The sequence below is a fragment of the Sunxiuqinia elliptica genome (assembly GCF_900113005.1).
GTDB lineage: Bacteria > Bacteroidota > Bacteroidia > Bacteroidales > Prolixibacteraceae > Sunxiuqinia > Sunxiuqinia elliptica.
Genome location: NZ_FONW01000019.1, coordinates 45,543 through 60,752 on the forward strand (window position 1 = coordinate 45,543; position 15,210 = coordinate 60,752).

Annotated in this window: 10 protein-coding genes; 7 read left to right on the forward strand and 3 right to left on the reverse strand. The window is 43.3% G+C overall.

Features of this window, described 5'->3' with window-relative positions; translation table 11 throughout:
* Nucleotides 1-221 precede the first annotated feature (221 nt).
* Nucleotides 222-2,516, forward strand: a complete 2,295-nt coding sequence (locus tag BM156_RS20240) for a sodium-translocating pyrophosphatase (protein WP_093921730.1) — start codon at nucleotides 222-224, stop codon at nucleotides 2,514-2,516.
* Between the two features lie 245 nt (nucleotides 2,517-2,761).
* The gene (locus tag BM156_RS20245; protein WP_093921731.1) at nucleotides 2,762-4,282 is read left to right on the forward strand and encodes a TolB family protein; all 1,521 of its coding nucleotides are present in this window, start codon (nucleotides 2,762-2,764) and stop codon (nucleotides 4,280-4,282) included.
* Nucleotides 4,283-4,341: 59 nt separating this feature from the next.
* On the opposite strand, the gene BM156_RS20250 is transcribed toward BM156_RS20245, so the two are convergent.
* The 3 genes from BM156_RS20250 to BM156_RS20260 form a co-directional block, all read right to left on the reverse strand.
* Nucleotides 4,342-4,722 (reverse strand): SRPBCC domain-containing protein, encoded by a 381-nt coding sequence (locus tag BM156_RS20250; protein ID WP_093921732.1) that lies wholly within the window; start codon nucleotides 4,720-4,722, stop codon nucleotides 4,342-4,344.
* Nucleotides 4,723-4,746: 24 nt separating this feature from the next.
* A complete protein-coding gene (locus tag BM156_RS20255; protein ID WP_093921733.1) occupies nucleotides 4,747-6,720 on the reverse strand; it encodes a DUF3078 domain-containing protein in 1,974 nt (657 codons plus the stop codon).
* Nucleotides 6,721-6,807: 87 nt separating this feature from the next.
* Nucleotides 6,808-7,272: a CYTH domain-containing protein gene (locus tag BM156_RS20260; protein ID WP_093921734.1), complete on the reverse strand. Its 465-nt coding sequence runs from the start codon at nucleotides 7,270-7,272 to the stop codon at nucleotides 6,808-6,810.
* 356 nt (nucleotides 7,273-7,628) lie between these two features.
* Between BM156_RS20260 and BM156_RS20270 the strand changes: the two genes are divergently transcribed.
* The 5 genes from BM156_RS20270 to BM156_RS20295 form a co-directional block, all read left to right on the forward strand.
* On the forward strand, nucleotides 7,629-8,093 hold the full coding sequence (locus tag BM156_RS20270) for an NADH-quinone oxidoreductase subunit NuoE family protein (RefSeq protein WP_093921736.1): 465 nt from the start codon (nucleotides 7,629-7,631) through the stop codon (nucleotides 8,091-8,093).
* A gap of 6 nt (nucleotides 8,094-8,099) precedes the next feature.
* Nucleotides 8,100-9,287, forward strand: a complete 1,188-nt coding sequence (locus BM156_RS20275) for an NADH-ubiquinone oxidoreductase-F iron-sulfur binding region domain-containing protein (RefSeq protein ID WP_093921737.1) — start codon at nucleotides 8,100-8,102, stop codon at nucleotides 9,285-9,287.
* An 18-nt stretch (nucleotides 9,288-9,305) separates the two neighbouring features.
* Nucleotides 9,306-11,096 carry an NADH-dependent [FeFe] hydrogenase, group A6 gene (locus BM156_RS20280; RefSeq protein ID WP_093921738.1) on the forward strand — a complete coding sequence of 597 codons (1,791 nt, stop codon included), beginning with the start codon at nucleotides 9,306-9,308 and terminating at the stop codon, nucleotides 11,094-11,096.
* A 2,248-nt stretch (nucleotides 11,097-13,344) separates the two neighbouring features.
* Entirely contained in the window at nucleotides 13,345-14,877 is a 1,533-nt protein-coding gene (locus tag BM156_RS20290) for a DUF4365 domain-containing protein (RefSeq protein ID WP_093921740.1), read from the forward strand.
* A 67-nt stretch (nucleotides 14,878-14,944) separates the two neighbouring features.
* Nucleotides 14,945-15,210 (forward strand): transposase (locus BM156_RS20295; RefSeq protein WP_093921144.1); only part of this gene is annotated, 266 nt, incomplete at its 3' end.

Below are 15,210 nucleotides of genomic sequence, written 5' to 3' on the forward strand. Positions count from 1 at the left end.
TTAGAATGCCTACAAATTATCAGACAAGACTGCTGCAATCTTTCAATATTTATTTTTCAGTTTATCTTTGTTCTACAAAAACGAAAGGTTTGAACCGCCTGCCATATAACATTCCTTTGCAGCCACTCGGCCCATCAAATATTGCTATATTAAAGGCTGTTTTCCCTAACACTAATAAAAATCTCTAACCGCAACTCCGTTGCACTAAATTAAATTAACTTATGAATGCTCTATTCTGGATAGTCCCTGTTTGTTCAGTACTGGCACTCGTTTTCGCTTGGTTCTTTTTCAAGTCGATGATGAAAAACCCGGAAGGTACCCCTAGAATGATTGAAATTGCCCAATATGTACGAGAAGGGGCAATGGCTTATCTTTACCGCCAGTACAAAGTTGTAGGAATTGTTTTTCTCATTTTATTATTAATCTTATTACTTCTCGCCTACCTGGGCGTTCAAAACCCATTTGTTCCAATTGCATTCCTAACCGGGGGGTTCTTCTCCGGCCTGTGTGGATTCCTTGGCATGAAAACAGCAACCTATGCTTCGGCCCGGACAACTCACGGAGCTTCTCAATCCCTCAACAAAGGGTTGAAAGTAGCCTTCCGCAGTGGAGCCGTAATGGGGCTCATTGTTGTTGGCTTTGGCTTGTTGGACATTGCTTTGTGGTACTGGTTTTTAAATAGCGTGGTATTTACGCCCGAGCACATGGCTAACGGATTCCACCTTTTAGGATTGAATTTTGTTCATGCCGGAACCACTGAAGCACAAAAACTTGTTGAAATTACCACCACCATGTTAACCTTCGGAATGGGTGCTTCAACCCAAGCTCTTTTTGCACGTGTTGGAGGTGGAATTTATACCAAAGCGGCCGATGTTGGTGCCGACCTAGTTGGCAAAGTAGAAGCCGGCATTCCTGAAGATGATCCTCGCAACCCAGCTACCATTGCTGATAACGTAGGCGACAATGTAGGCGATGTTGCCGGTATGGGAGCCGATTTATACGAATCCTATTGTGGTTCCATTCTGGCTACGGCAGCTTTAGGTGCAGCGCTTCCTGCTGCTGCCTTAAAAGTATCGGGCATGCAAACTGAAATGGCAGTTATTGCCCCAATGCTTGTAGCAGCCATCGGTATTATCTTTTCCATCTTGGGAATTTTCATGGTGCGCACCAAAGAGTCTGCCACCCAGAAAAACCTGCTAAACGCATTGCTGCTTGGAACCGGAGGCTCTTCTGTCTTAATTCTGATTGCCATGGCAGGAATGGCCTACGTGGGATGGCTTACCTGGGGCGTTTTTGGCGCTGTAGTTATTGGCCTAGCTGCTGGAGTCATCATCGGACAGGCAACCGAATACTTTACTTCAGATGAATATAAACCAACCCAAGGTATAGCAGGGCAAGCACAGCAAGGACCTGCTACAACCATTATCGACGGAATAGCTGTTGGCATGTACTCAACATGGATTCCTGTTGTAACAATCGTTCTGGGAATTATTGGATCTTTCTGGTCTTCCGGTGGTTTTGACCATTTCGCCATGGGCGTCTACGGAATCGGATTTGCTGCCGTAGGTATGCTTTCAACTTTAGGAATTACCCTCGCCACCGATGCCTTCGGTCCCATTGCTGATAATGCCGGAGGAAATGCAGAAATGGCTGAGCTTCCCAAAGAGGTCCGCGAACGCACCGATGCTTTAGATATGCTTGGAAACACCACCGCTGCCACCGGAAAAGGGTTTGCCATTGGTTCGGCAGCATTGACTGCCATGGCTTTGATTGCAGCTTACATGGAAGAAGTTCGCTTGTGGTTTGGTAAGATTGCGAAAGCCGGCGATGGTTTTGTTCGCGTTGGCGATTTTGCCTTTTACAATGATGTTGCTCCTCGTGTGGAAGAAGGCGTAAAAGCGGTTCAACTTTCATTGGCTTCAGTGAAAGACTTTTCTGCAGCTTACGATATCACCCTCTTTAACCCACTCTTTTTAGGAGGTTTGTTCGCAGGTTCTATGATGGCCTTTGTTTTCTGTGCCATGACTATGAAAGCTGTGGGCCGGGCTGCCGGAGCGATGGTGGACGAAGTACGTCGTCAGTTCCGCGAAATCAAAGGAATCCTGGATGGAACAGGAACGCCTGAATATGCTAAATGTGTTGAAATTTCAACCCGTGGTGCTCAACGTGAAATGTTATTGCCATCCTTAATTGCCATTATTGTTCCTGTTGCTGTAGGAGCTTTTATGGGCGTTGCCGGAGTTGTTGGCTTATTGGCAGGAGGACTAACTTCAGGTTTTACCCTGGCAGTGATGCTAAACAATGCCGGAGGAGCTTGGGACAATGCGAAAAAGTACATCGAGAAAGGAAACTACGGAGGCAAGGGAAGCGATGCCCATAAAGCTAGCGTTGTAGGAGACACTGTTGGTGATCCATTCAAAGATACTTCAGGTCCATCGTTGAATATTTTGATCAAGCTGATGACCATGGTTTCTGTAGTTATGGCCGGTTTAACCGTAACCTTAAGTTTAATGTAAACAACAACTAACAACAGATACAATCAAAACCCGGAGAGCAAAAGTTTTCCGGGTTTTCCATTTCCTAACTCTTTCCTCCAAGTCTCCGATCGCCATAACACGTCCTTTTTTTCAGTTTTGAATATCTGAACGAACTCCTCCTCATCTTTTCAAACTAGAAATTGATCAATCAAGTGCTGAAACAACATGCACAAATCTGATTCAATTCATTATCTTTAAGAACCTTAATCCAAACAAACCGACCTATGAAACAAACGCTTCTCGTTCTTTTCGCATTATATTCCGGAATAACGTTCGCCCAAAGCCCAACCGGAATTTTCGACAACAACAAAGACATTGGCTCTCCAAAGCTCGAAGGTCATGCAACCTACGATTCTTCAACACAAACCTATAGCTTGAAAGGAGCCGGATACAATATCTGGTTTGGGCGCGATGAGTTCAATTACCTCTACAACCAGCTGGAAGGCGACTTTATTCTCACAGCAAACTTTGCCTTCACCCAAAACGGAGGAAATCCTCATCGTAAAGTTGGCTGGATGGTAAGAGCTTCAGAAGAAGAGCATGCTCCTCATTGTTCAGCGGTCATCCATGGCGATGGCCTTACCTCCATGCAATGGCGTCCGTTAAAAGGAGCCTGGATGCGCCCTCAACTTGATGAAATAACTGCTCCAAAGCCAAATTACCAGATCCTGCAACTGGAACGTTCGGGACAAGAATTCATCTTCAGGGCTGCCCACCCAGGTGAGCCCTTGCAAACAATCGGTATTCAAAAACGAAGCGAGCTGCCCGACAAACTACTTGCTGGCTTATTCATTTGTTCACACGACTCCTCCATCCTCGAAGAAGCAAAAGTTTGGAACGTACGCATTGATCAGCCTGTTCCCAACGATTACAATCCGGGTGAAAACGGCTGGCTAGGCTGTCGGCTTGAAACCATCAATGTGTTTACCGGCCACCGGAAGGTGGTCTTTGAAAAAGCAGACCGATTTGAAGCTCCCAACTGGATGCCCGATGGCACAAAGCTTCTCTTCAACATGGAGGGCTCGCTATACACCATCCCGGTTGAAGGAGGTGCCCCCGAGCAACTCAACACGGGGTTTGCCAATCGCAATAACAACGATCACGGAATCTCCTTCGACGGAAAACTGCTGGCCATCAGTCATCATCGAGAAGGACTAAAAGGCGGTGGCTCTTCTGTTTATGTGCTTCCCCTGGAGGGAGGAACGCCACGCTTAGTTACCGAAAAAACACCTTCGTATTGGCATGGCTGGGCACCAAACAACAAAGAAGTTGTGTACGTTGCCATGCGGGAAGGAAGCTCAACCTACAATATTTATAAGAAAAATATTGACGGAGGCGATGAAATTGCCTTGACCAATACTCAGCCCGGCGAACATGTTGACGGCTGTGAATATTCACCCGACGGGAAATACATTTACTACAACGGAAGTCAATCAGGCACAATGCAACTATGGCGCATGCATCCGGATGGAAGCCACAAAGAACAAATAACGTTTGATGAATACAACGATTGGTTTCCACACATTTCGCCAGATGGAAAGTGGATCGCCTTCATCTCGTTCCCCCCGGATATTGAATTCAACTCACACCCTTCCTACAAACGGGTTATGCTGCGATTGATGCCGGCCAACGGAGGAGCACCACGAACAATCGCCTACCTTTATGGCGGACAAGGAACAATCAACGTTCCGTCCTGGTCGCCTAACAGCAAGCACATCGCTTTTGTCAGTAACTCAAAACCATAAAATAACAGGCCGAAAGCAATACACTTTCGGCCTGTTATATCTTTTCCAGACAACTGGATCTATTCTTCAAACAGTTGGTTGAGCGCATCAAAGTAATCTTCCTGCCAACCGTCAACAATATTGTCATAGGCTTCATCAGGAATATTGGTATGCCTCACTTCCATGCTTGTTCCGGTACCGTCTTTGTGCAATTTAATGGTCACGATGCTTGGCTCATCCTGTTCTCCAAAATACCATTCCTGAACCAGTTTATGATCTTTTACAAACTCCAGGTTCTTGCCACAAATACTTCCATCCCACAAGGAGAATTCAGTCCCTTCCTTTTCTTCCATCACCACATCTTCCCCCGTCCAAATTTCCAACATAACTGGATTGGTCAGTGCATTGTATATATCTGCAGGCTCGGCAGCCAATCTAAAGTATTTTTTATAGTCTTTCATTCCTGTTGTTTGTTTTAACATTCATCAATTCAATCGTTCTCTACGATAAACCCGCTTGTTGAAGTTGTAAGAAAAGCCAATGGTTATAAATTCCTTAACTTGCCACTTGGGTTCTAAAATCGCGTTTCCATTAGCATCTTCACCAACATTAAACTTGACATTATCATCATAAATCAAGTGCAACATCATCCGCAAGTTAATAAAGTCGTTCAACTGCATCACCAGGTTGTTCTCCCAATCAACATCAAACTTCGAAAATGGGGCACTGTAATTGATGAACATCTTGTATTTCATCTGGTACGAAATATCGTGTGTAATTTTCTTCTTCCACTTGATATCTGCGTTTAAACCAGGCTCCCAGTAACGCTTCTTTCCAGCTTCGATTCCAAAATTTGACGGATCGATATTCACCGTATCTCGTACATAAACCGTTTTTGAAGTAAAAGGCGATAGGAATAAAGAGAAATCATTGTTGGGTTTATAGTCCAAACCAACCTTGATCATGGTTTTCGCTGGTGCCATAAAGGCCGAAATTTTATTATCCCGATCGGGATATTTGTAACCATTAAACAGCTGGGTCTGGAAATCAATCTCCGCACTGTAGTACCATTTCTTGAAGGCACTCAGTCCAAATCGAGAGATGAACTCAAACTTATCATCATTCTTTTGAATGGGCCCCGAAGGCTTAATCCACCCATTTCGCAGTTCTACTGAGTTTTCCCATTTCACTTTTCCATACGAGTAGTTGGCAAAGCCTTTCAGCACCAACAAAGTAGACAGAGCACTTTTTCCACCCTTTTTCCAGTTGCTAACGGCCGTTTGGGTAAATCCAAAAGTGCCGTCACCACCAAGATTCCAAGGCGTAACCACCTTGTACCGCTGGTCAATCGACCTCAGGTTACTCTCCGGCTCAAAGCGATCAAAATTAAAATCTTTGGTTTGTTGAGTTGAGAATCGTTTCAAGGTCACCGCATCATCAATAAAAATCTGCATGGCATTTTTAGAGGTATTGATAACCCGGATTCCCAATGAATCTTTCTGCTCATTTTTCAAGAACATGCGAGCATAACGACTACCGTTATTTCTCAAAATAACTTTAGTCGAATCGCCTTCGCTATTTTGCACCCATACTTCCACCTCTTCATTTTCGGCATAGTCGGTTAACACATCAATCATCCGGGCAATGGAATCATTAACCGAACGCATCACTTGCTGATTGTAGACGTCGAGCACGCGATAGTTGTGTCCTTTAATTGAGTCAGAAAAAAGTGCTTTTTGTGTGTTCACATATTGCTGAACGTACTCTTCGCGGTAAGCTTCCGATACAGAGTCAATGTAAAATTGCAACACGTTGTTGTTGTACTGAAGCCGGGCATTCTCCAACAAGGCGTTTTTCATACTGTCCAAACGCTGCAAACGTTTAAAATCGGCAGGGCTGCTAATCAAAGAATCTGGAATGACATCAAAGCCTTGCAGGCTGTCAGGTAGAATTACCAGCGAATCGCGCAACAACAGTTCTGCTTCATCCCGTTCGAGCAAGCGTACTTTCGAATCCAAGTCACTCAACAGGTCTTCAGGAACTGGAATTTGATCTTTCACAATGGTTGAACGGATCGACCGCTCCATCTTTCCAACCTGTTCTTTCACCTCTTCCTGCGACACGTAACCGTCAACCTCCAAACTATCGGCAACTCGTGTTGTTGGACGGTAAAAGAAATCGCCATCATTAATTTCCCGGTAACGCCCGATCTTATTCAGAATGGTGTCGATCTTTTCATCTTCAACAAAATGAACCAATCCCTTCAGGTTTTGCATCAAATCCTCACTTCGGGGAATCCAGTTGTTATTCTGCTCTAAAAAGTACTTCAAATAATCGACACTAACCTGTACCGAATCTACTTGTGATTTTTTTCGTTTAGAAGAGTCTCTTTCTGCTTGAACATTTAAACTGCAACAAACTGTTAACAAGATAACAGCTAAAAAGAATCTGTGTCTCATGAATACAAATGGTTTATTTGGCCTAACTTAGAAAACGGCTATTCTAACAAAATCTTGTGCTTAGCATACAAAAACTAAGCCATGAATTTATTTTTGTGCTGAGAAAGGATAGCGTGCCAGATAGGAGTTGTGATACCTTTCCTCTCCAGTCACTTCAACATCAATCCAGTTTGGTAACTCAACCTGCTCCTGCTCATCTGCCAATTCCACTTCAGCAAGAATTAATCCCTTGTTTGCCCCTTTAAAAAAATCAACTTCCCAAGTCTTTCCCTTATAAACAATCAAATGGCGATCTTTCTCGATGGGCGGATAACAAGCCAGTTTGATCAACTCTTCAGCATCAGCTTTCGGAATCGGGTATTCAAACTCAGCGCGCGAAAAGCCCACTTGCTTGCCTTTAATAGTCAAAAAAGCCGATTCATCCGTAATTCGAACCCGGATTGTCCGTTCCGGCTCCGTTTGTAAATAAGCCTGACTCATTCGGATAATCTGATCCATCTTAGGGAGCATTTCTTCCTTCACTAAAAACTTGCGCTCAATCTCTGTTGCCATGGGATTAGTATTTCCACACAAAAATAAGACTCCTGTTAGGATTTTAACGCCTTTCCACGGTAATAAATTGTTACTAATTTCTAATTATCCTTTGAGCAATCGCAAAGGGATGCACAAGACAGGCCGACCAAAACGCTCAGATTATGCTGAACAACAGAAAACTTTTAAGTCTTTATGACAAAAGTCGTTAGCATATAAAATCGTCCTTCCTTAAATTTATAATGAATTGAACAAATGCTCTTCCTTTTAGTCCATAAAGGAACTATTGCTCCAGTAAAGTCCCAGCCTTTCATTAGGCGCACCTAACAAACTGTCACTATCAATTCCTTTACAAAAAACCAATAAATCCAACCTACATGAATCCCGTACAGGACCTGATTAAAGACCTGGCCAATGAACATGGACGATCGCGCGCGAATTTGCTACCGATTCTCCAAGGAGTTGTTGAACAGGAAAAATTCCTTTCAGAGTATTCCATGATTGAAATTGCCCGGGAGTTAGATCTTCCGGCTGCCGATGTTTACGGAACCGCCACTTTTTACTCCTTTCTCGAACACAAAAAGATGGGCACGTTCATTATTCGGGTATGCAAAACCATCACCTGCTCGATGAAAGGGAAAAACCAAATTCTGCTGGCCATCGAAGACATGCTGAAAATCGGCATTGGCGAAACAACGCCCGATGGTAAATTCTCGCTACTGCAAACCAACTGCCTGGGTTGGTGTCACAAGGCACCAGCCATGCTGATTAACGACGATGTTTATACCGAGCTGACCCCCGAGTTGGTTCGTGATATTTTAAGTCAATACCTCAAAAAATAACGAACCATGGTTGCAGCAACATATCAATTAAAACGAGCCGATTTCATTTTCAAGAATGATAATGATTGGGAAAAAATTCTCGATAAAACCTTGAAAAGAGCTCCGCAAGAACTCATTAATGAATTGATGAGCTCGGAACTAAAAGGACGTGGCGGCGCAGGTTTCCCCACTGGCCTAAAGTGGAAACTAACAGCCGAAGATTCGTCGGAGCAAAAGTTTGTGATTTGCAATGCCGACGAAGGTGAGCCGGGCACCTTCAAAGACCGGGAAATTCTTTCGAAAGTCCCCTACAAAGTACTTACAGCCATGGCTGTTTGCGGGCATGTTATTGGAAGCCAACAAGGCTACATCTACTTACGTGGTGAATATAAATTCCTGGTTCCCGAATTGCAAAAAGCCATCAACGAGTTTGAATACTACTGCCAACAAACCGGACACGAGTTTTCCATCAAAATTTTTCTGGGCAGCGGAGCTTACATTTGCGGAGAAGAAACGGCTCTATTCGAATCGATGGAAGGAAAACGCGGCGAGCCTCGGAATAAGCCACCCTACCCGACTTCCAGTGGCTACATGAGTCAACCAACCGTTGTTAACAATGTTGAAACCCTAGCCCACACCTTTACCATTTTCAAATACGGAGCTAAAAAGTTTTATGACCTGGGAGTGCAGTATTCCCGCGGGTCCAAGCTGTTTTCCGTTTCGGGCGACACACCTAAACCCGGCATCTACGAACTGGAACTCGGCATGAGCCTTCAGGATTTTGTGAACGAATTTGGCGATGGCGACACCAAAGCCGTTCAGGTTGGTGGAGCATCCGGATTTTTGGTTCCCCGCAAACGATTTGAAAAAACCACCATTGGCTATCGCGGAAAGCTCACCGGAATTTCCTTGCCTACCGGAGGTTCCATGATGCTTTACAATAGCTCACGATCCATGTACAATGTGCTGGACAACTACCTGGAATTTTTCCGTGAAGAAAGTTGCGGACAATGCACTCCTTGCCGGGTGGGCTGCCAGCAACTGCACAGCGGCATTAAAGCAGTGAAACGCGGAGAAAAGCCAGCCCAGTACCTCGACAAGTTGCTCAAGCTAACTGAAACCATGCAGCTAACGGCAAAATGTGGGCTGGGGCAATCCGTAGCCAACTCATTTAGTTCGATTGTTGAGAACTTCCGCGAAGAAATGATTTACTAATTCAAAAAGCACCAAACAATGAGTACTAAAATAAGTGTCACCATCAACGGAATTCAGCTCGAAGTTGAACCAGGCAAAACCATACTCGAGGCTGCCAATGAAGCTGGTATGATCATTCCAACGCTTTGCTACCACAAAGATCTGTGTATTGCCGGTAATTGCAGGGTATGTGTGGTTGAAGTCACCGGGCAAAAGCGGCTGGCAGCAGCTTGTGCAACTCCCTGCGAAGAAGAAATGGAAATTTTAACCAACAGCCTAAAGGTTCGTAATTCACGCAAACACATCATCGAGCTATTGCTGTCCGAACACAATGCCGACTGCACCAAGTGCTATAAAAACGGCAACTGCGAACTACAGGAACTGGCTTCGGAATACAAAATTATGACCCAGGACTTTTTGCGCCTGGCACCATTGAAAAACTATACCATTGACCAATTTTCGCCTTCCATTATCAAAGACGACAGCAAATGCATTCGTTGCCAACGCTGTGTGCGCACCTGTGCCGAACTGCAAGGCGTTAACGCTCTGACGGTAGCTTACAAAGGCGACGAAATGAAGATTGCCACCTTCTTTGAAAAAGCCATGAATGATGTGGTGTGCACCAACTGCGGACAATGTGTTAACCACTGCCCTACCGGAGCCTTGGTTGAACGCAACTACATCGAAGAAGTGTGGGATGCCATTGCTGATCCGGACAAGCATGTGGTGGTGCAAACAGCTCCGGCCGTGCGTGTTGGGCTAGGCGAAGAGCTCGGGCTGGAAGCTGGCGAACGTGTTACCGGCCGGATGGTTTCTTCTCTGAAACGATTGGGATTTAACTCAGTTCTGGATACCGATTTTACTGCTGACCTGACCATCATTGAAGAAGGGACCGAATTGCTGCATCGCTTAAAGAAAGCCCTGGCTGAAGAAGATCAAAGCGTAAAACTTCCTATGGCAACCTCCTGCTCACCGGGCTGGATTAAATACATCGAACACATGTACCCCGAATTGCTCGATAACCTGTCGAGCTGCAAGTCGCCCCAGCAAATGTTTGGTGCGCTGGCCAAAACCTATTATGCCAAAGCCCGCAAAATCGATCCCGACAAAATCATCTCGGTGTCCATTATGCCTTGTACCGCCAAAAAGTTTGAAGCCGACCGACCAGAAATGCATGACAGTGGCTTCCGCGATGTTGATTATGTATTGACCACCCGCGAGCTGGCCATCATGATTAAACAGGCAGGTATTGATTTCAAGAAGTTGCCCGATGCCAAGTTCGACCGCCTGATGGGAGAATCAACCGGAGCTGCCGTTTTGTTTGGAGCAACCGGAGGGGTCATGGAAGCTGCCTTGCGAACCGCTTACGAATTGGTCACCGGACGCGAGGTGCCGTTTGAAAACCTGGACATCACTCCTGTGCGAGGAATGGAAGGGGTTAAAGAAGCCAGTGTGCTGATTGAAAAGCCACTGGACGAATGGGCCTTTTTGGATGGCATTGAATTGAAATGTGCCGTTGCACATGGGCTGGTCAATGCCAAGAAGGTGATGGATGCTGTGAAGGAAGGAACCAGCGACTACCATTTCATTGAGATTATGGCTTGCCCGGGAGGATGCCTCGGAGGTGGCGGACAACCTATTCCAACTAACCCGGAAATCAGACAGAAGCGGGCCGAAGCCATTTATGCTGAAGATGGTGGTATGCCACTTCGCAAATCGCACGAAAACCCGGAAGTCCTCAAAATCTACCAAGACTTTCTGGGGCAACCACTCGGCGAAAAATCGCACCATTTACTGCATACCAAATACACCGGGCGAAACCGGTTCTAAACCTACCAGAGGCTGTCCAATTTCCTGTTCGGGCAGCCTCTAACATTTTCATCCCCGATCACGCGTCTTTCCGAATCTTTCCCATCGTTCTTTCAAAACCAATTTCTCAACCACTCGCCCATTTCTCCTCCTTCCCGAGGAGGAGTGCCACCGATTTATCGATGTCGAGGTGGTTCGCTTTTCTTTATCAGCGTAAGGCTTGATTTGTTCTTAACTCTTCCGCTCGCATTAAACCAACTTGTCCTTTTGGCTTAATCCAAAAGAACGAAAAAATCAAGGCTGACGATGCTTTTGAAGGAAAACTACGGCTCAGTCACTCCCCGAAAACCAACTCCTCCCGTTGGTCGTCAAACAGGTTTTTCTTAGCGAGTGCCTACTCAAATTCCTTCCCTTGTTTTCTGGTTCAAAACCCTCGTAGGCCACTCCTTTTACCGATAATTAGAATTTGGCTTCGTGCCTTCTTTGAGTTTAGCGTCTTCCTGAACTTGTTTCAGGATCTGTCCCATCGCTTGCTTCAAAACCATTCTCAACCACTCGCCCATTTCTCCTCCTTCCCAAGGAGGAGTGGCACCGATTTATCGGTGTCGAGGTGGTTGCGATATTCTTTATATGAACGTGAAATTCGATTCCTTCTTAACCCTTCCGGTTCCGATGATCGGAACCACCTTCCCTTGAGAAAGGGAAGGAAACCCAAACGCCAACGAATAATTCCAATCGCCGCCCCAACGGGGCTATAGCATCAGCTCAGAGCAACGCTCTGGGGATTGACATGCAATAATAATTCTCGGCACAACTGCCAAGAATCGTCAAGCTCTAGAGCAAGCATGTGCCGAGCAATTTTCCCAATTTATTATCGAATTTACTCCACGTCTCTTTTAATCTGATACCAAGTTATTTTCTTAATCGTCAGGCTTGACTCAGATAACGCTTTTCATTTCTTTTCCGATGAAAAGAAACAGAAACAAAGAAAAATCCTGAAAATTTAATCCTTCACCCTACAAGGCCATCGCTGGCCCGGGCCAAATTTTCCGGCCTACCCGCTTTTTCACCTACGGTGAAATCAGGATATCATTTTCTAACGCCCAATAACAAAAGAAAGGCATCTTCCTGAACTTGTTTCAGGATCTGTCCCATCACTTGTTTCAAAACCAATTTCTCAACCACTCACCCATTTCTCCTCCTTCCCGAGGAGGAGTGGCACCGATTTATCGGTGACGAGGTGGTTGCCATACTCTTCAGATGAACGTGAAATTCGATTTGTTCTTAACCCTTCCGGTTTCGATCATCGGAACCAACTTCCCTTGAGAAAGGGAAGGAAATCCAAACGCCAACGAATAATTCCAATCGCCGCCCCAACGGGGCTATAGCATCAGCTCAGAGCAACGCTCTGGGGATTGTCATGCAATAACAATGATCGGCACAACTGCCAAGAATCGTCAAGCGATAGAGCAAATATGTGCCGAGCAGTTTTCCCTATTTATTATAGAATTTCCTCCACGCTTGTTTTTTCAGAAAGGCTTCTCCTTTTCCAAAGTTTGAAACTTTAGAAAAGGTTTGATCAGACGAACGCGCCAACCAGCCAGAGGATGAAGCCAAGTGGCCAGACGATGTCAGCAACTCGCCGGAAGATGATGGCCAAGCGCCAAACGAACTCGCCGATGTGTTAAACGAACCCGGCGAGAAGCTTGACGAACTCGACAACCGTCAAGAAGTCAGTCCGCTAGAGCCAGACGAACTCTGCGACTGCCAAGAAGTCAGTCCGGAGGCGCTAAATCAACTCGCCGAGCCTCTAAATGAAGTCCGGCAGCTCCTAAAACAACAAAACCTCCTTAAAACTGTGACCTTTCCTAAAATAGCTTAACAGAACTTAAAAGGAAAAACTTACCCGAACTTCAAAAAAGCTCAAACACCAAGCAATTCTTGAACCAAGCCTCTCTCCGGGCATAGAAGAAACGTAGGATTTAATTTGTGTATCAAGCTATTCTTATTGATAAACATATTTTATATATTCGGAGTGCCAAAGGACAACAAGAGCTAGCAGGCCTTGATCAATTTACTCCTATAACTAAAAACGATATCGAAAAAATTTAAAAACCCTTTAGATCACATTTTAATTACTCGATACAATAGGTGTTGTTATCTCCATGAATTTAGAGGTATAACAACCATAGTTGATGCTTACTAGTTCTGCGTCATGTTAAAAAAGAATCAAGTGCATTTGTAAAGTAATGAATCATTTAACTTAAATATGCCGACTAAAATTCCAGAAAATAGATTAGCTATTTATCAAACATCTAATAGTTTAAAAGAGGCAGGAAGTGTAAAATGGCTTGACATGCTTTTTTGTAGGGAAAACGTTAAGGCAAATTTTGAAATTGATGATAAAAAACCTGATATCGATGGAAATTTTGAGATATTAAATAATTCCCGATTTGATGGCAGGCTTGAGGCTCAGATTAAAACTTATAACTCAAAGTCATCACGAAACAAACCAACCTATTTGTGCGATATTAAGCTCATTAATTATGCTCGTAAAAACAGATTGGCTTGTGTAATACTATTTGTAGTTGATTCTATTAATGAGAAATCCTATTGGAAGTATTTGTCTAGCTCTTTTATCCGTAGTCTCATTCTCAAACCGAATCAGAAGAAAATAACAATCAAGTTTGATGAAGACGAATATGTTAATGCAAAGAATTTTAATTCATGTCTAAAGAAATGGCACTCATTTTACACCGTTAAGAACAATGGCATTTTCTTTGAAAATTGCAGTATTGAGGAATCAATTAAAAACAAAAAACGGATTAGCAAGTTTTTCAGAAATATTAGTTTTTCTAATATTGACAAGACGGAAGTAATTCAAATCCAAAAGTTTATTGACCGATTTAATCATCAACTTGACAACGATTATAATTTTATTAAACGGTTCTACTATCAGGAAATGTGGAAAATGGGAATAGCAATTGGTAATTATTCAAAAACTAGTTTGAGCTATGTCTTGTATCCAATCTTTTATGGTACGAATGATTTCATAATTAAAAAAGTAAAACTTAGAACATTTGCAGACATCGATTACTTAAACGAAGACCCCTTTATAATTGCATCAATAAATAACAATCAAAATTCGATAATCGATGGTTCTTCAGATATTGTCATGAATCACATTAATGAGAAAATTAAGGACTTAATAGAACACAAAAAGTTTTTATTCTTAACTCCTGAGATTTGTACCGAATACATATTTGATGCTCTAAAAGAAAAGTATAGAAGTTGGAGGATAAATTACCAAGGCTCCATAAATCTTTTAAAATTAAGAGATTATATTGAAAGTAATTACAGTTCTCGGATTGAGAACAGAACATTACAAACTTATTCTGAGAATAAATCGAATTTAAGCACCTTATTTCAATGTATTAAGTATTTGTTGAATAATGACATAAAGGAAATAACTAATTTCTATCCTTTAAAAACAAAAGACAATGAGAATTATATCGATTCTGTTTATTCAAAAGTGAAGATTATTTACAAGTTATTACCTAGTTTGTTCAATTCATATTTGTATTACACATTTCCCTCCTTAGCATCAAAGATTAATTTCTGGAAAGGATATGATTTAATATCGGTGAATTTAAGAACTAATAAAAATGACATATTCCTTCATATCCATTATTTTACAAGAACAGATGAAGCTGCAGTAGCTCCCAAAATGATTTTTACAAAAAATTTTGAACATGAACTATATGACTCTTTCTTCACAGAACCAGATTGTAAGCTTCCCTAAAAATGTAAGCTTCCCTAAAAATCGGACAGTTTAAAATTAGACAAATTATTAATTTTAAGCTGTAATTATGAAACGATCGACATTTAGTGAAGGCCAGATTCTGAAGATGGTCAAAGAGTATGAATCAGGCCGTGATGTGCAAAGTATTTGCCGGGAATACGGTGTCTCCCGGGCAACTTTCTACAATTGGAAGAAGAAGTATTCCGGGATGGATGGCAGCCAGGTCAAGCGTTTAAAAGAGCTGGAGGAAGAGAACCGCCGGTTAAAGCGGATGTATGCCGATCTAAGCCTGGATCACCAGATGCTTAAAGATATTTTAGGAAAAAAGTTCTG

What these genes read in the sequence shown, in the direction of transcription:
- BM156_RS20240 (WP_093921730.1), top strand. Translation starts at nt 222, where the DNA reads ATGAATGCTCTATTCTGGATAGTCCCTGTTTGTTCAGTACTGGCACTC.
- BM156_RS20245 (WP_093921731.1), top strand. Translation starts at nt 2,762, where the DNA reads ATGAAACAAACGCTTCTCGTTCTTTTCGCATTATATTCCGGAATAACG.
- BM156_RS20250 (WP_093921732.1), bottom strand. Translation starts at nt 4,722, where the DNA reads ATGAAAGACTATAAAAAATACTTTAGATTGGCTGCCGAGCCTGCAGAT.
- BM156_RS20255 (WP_093921733.1), bottom strand. Translation starts at nt 6,720, where the DNA reads ATGAGACACAGATTCTTTTTAGCTGTTATCTTGTTAACAGTTTGTTGC.
- BM156_RS20260 (WP_093921734.1), bottom strand. Translation starts at nt 7,272, where the DNA reads ATGGCAACAGAGATTGAGCGCAAGTTTTTAGTGAAGGAAGAAATGCTC.
- BM156_RS20270 (WP_093921736.1), top strand. Translation starts at nt 7,629, where the DNA reads ATGAATCCCGTACAGGACCTGATTAAAGACCTGGCCAATGAACATGGA.
- BM156_RS20275 (WP_093921737.1), top strand. Translation starts at nt 8,100, where the DNA reads ATGGTTGCAGCAACATATCAATTAAAACGAGCCGATTTCATTTTCAAG.
- BM156_RS20280 (WP_093921738.1), top strand. Translation starts at nt 9,306, where the DNA reads ATGAGTACTAAAATAAGTGTCACCATCAACGGAATTCAGCTCGAAGTT.
- BM156_RS20290 (WP_093921740.1), top strand. Translation starts at nt 13,345, where the DNA reads ATGCCGACTAAAATTCCAGAAAATAGATTAGCTATTTATCAAACATCT.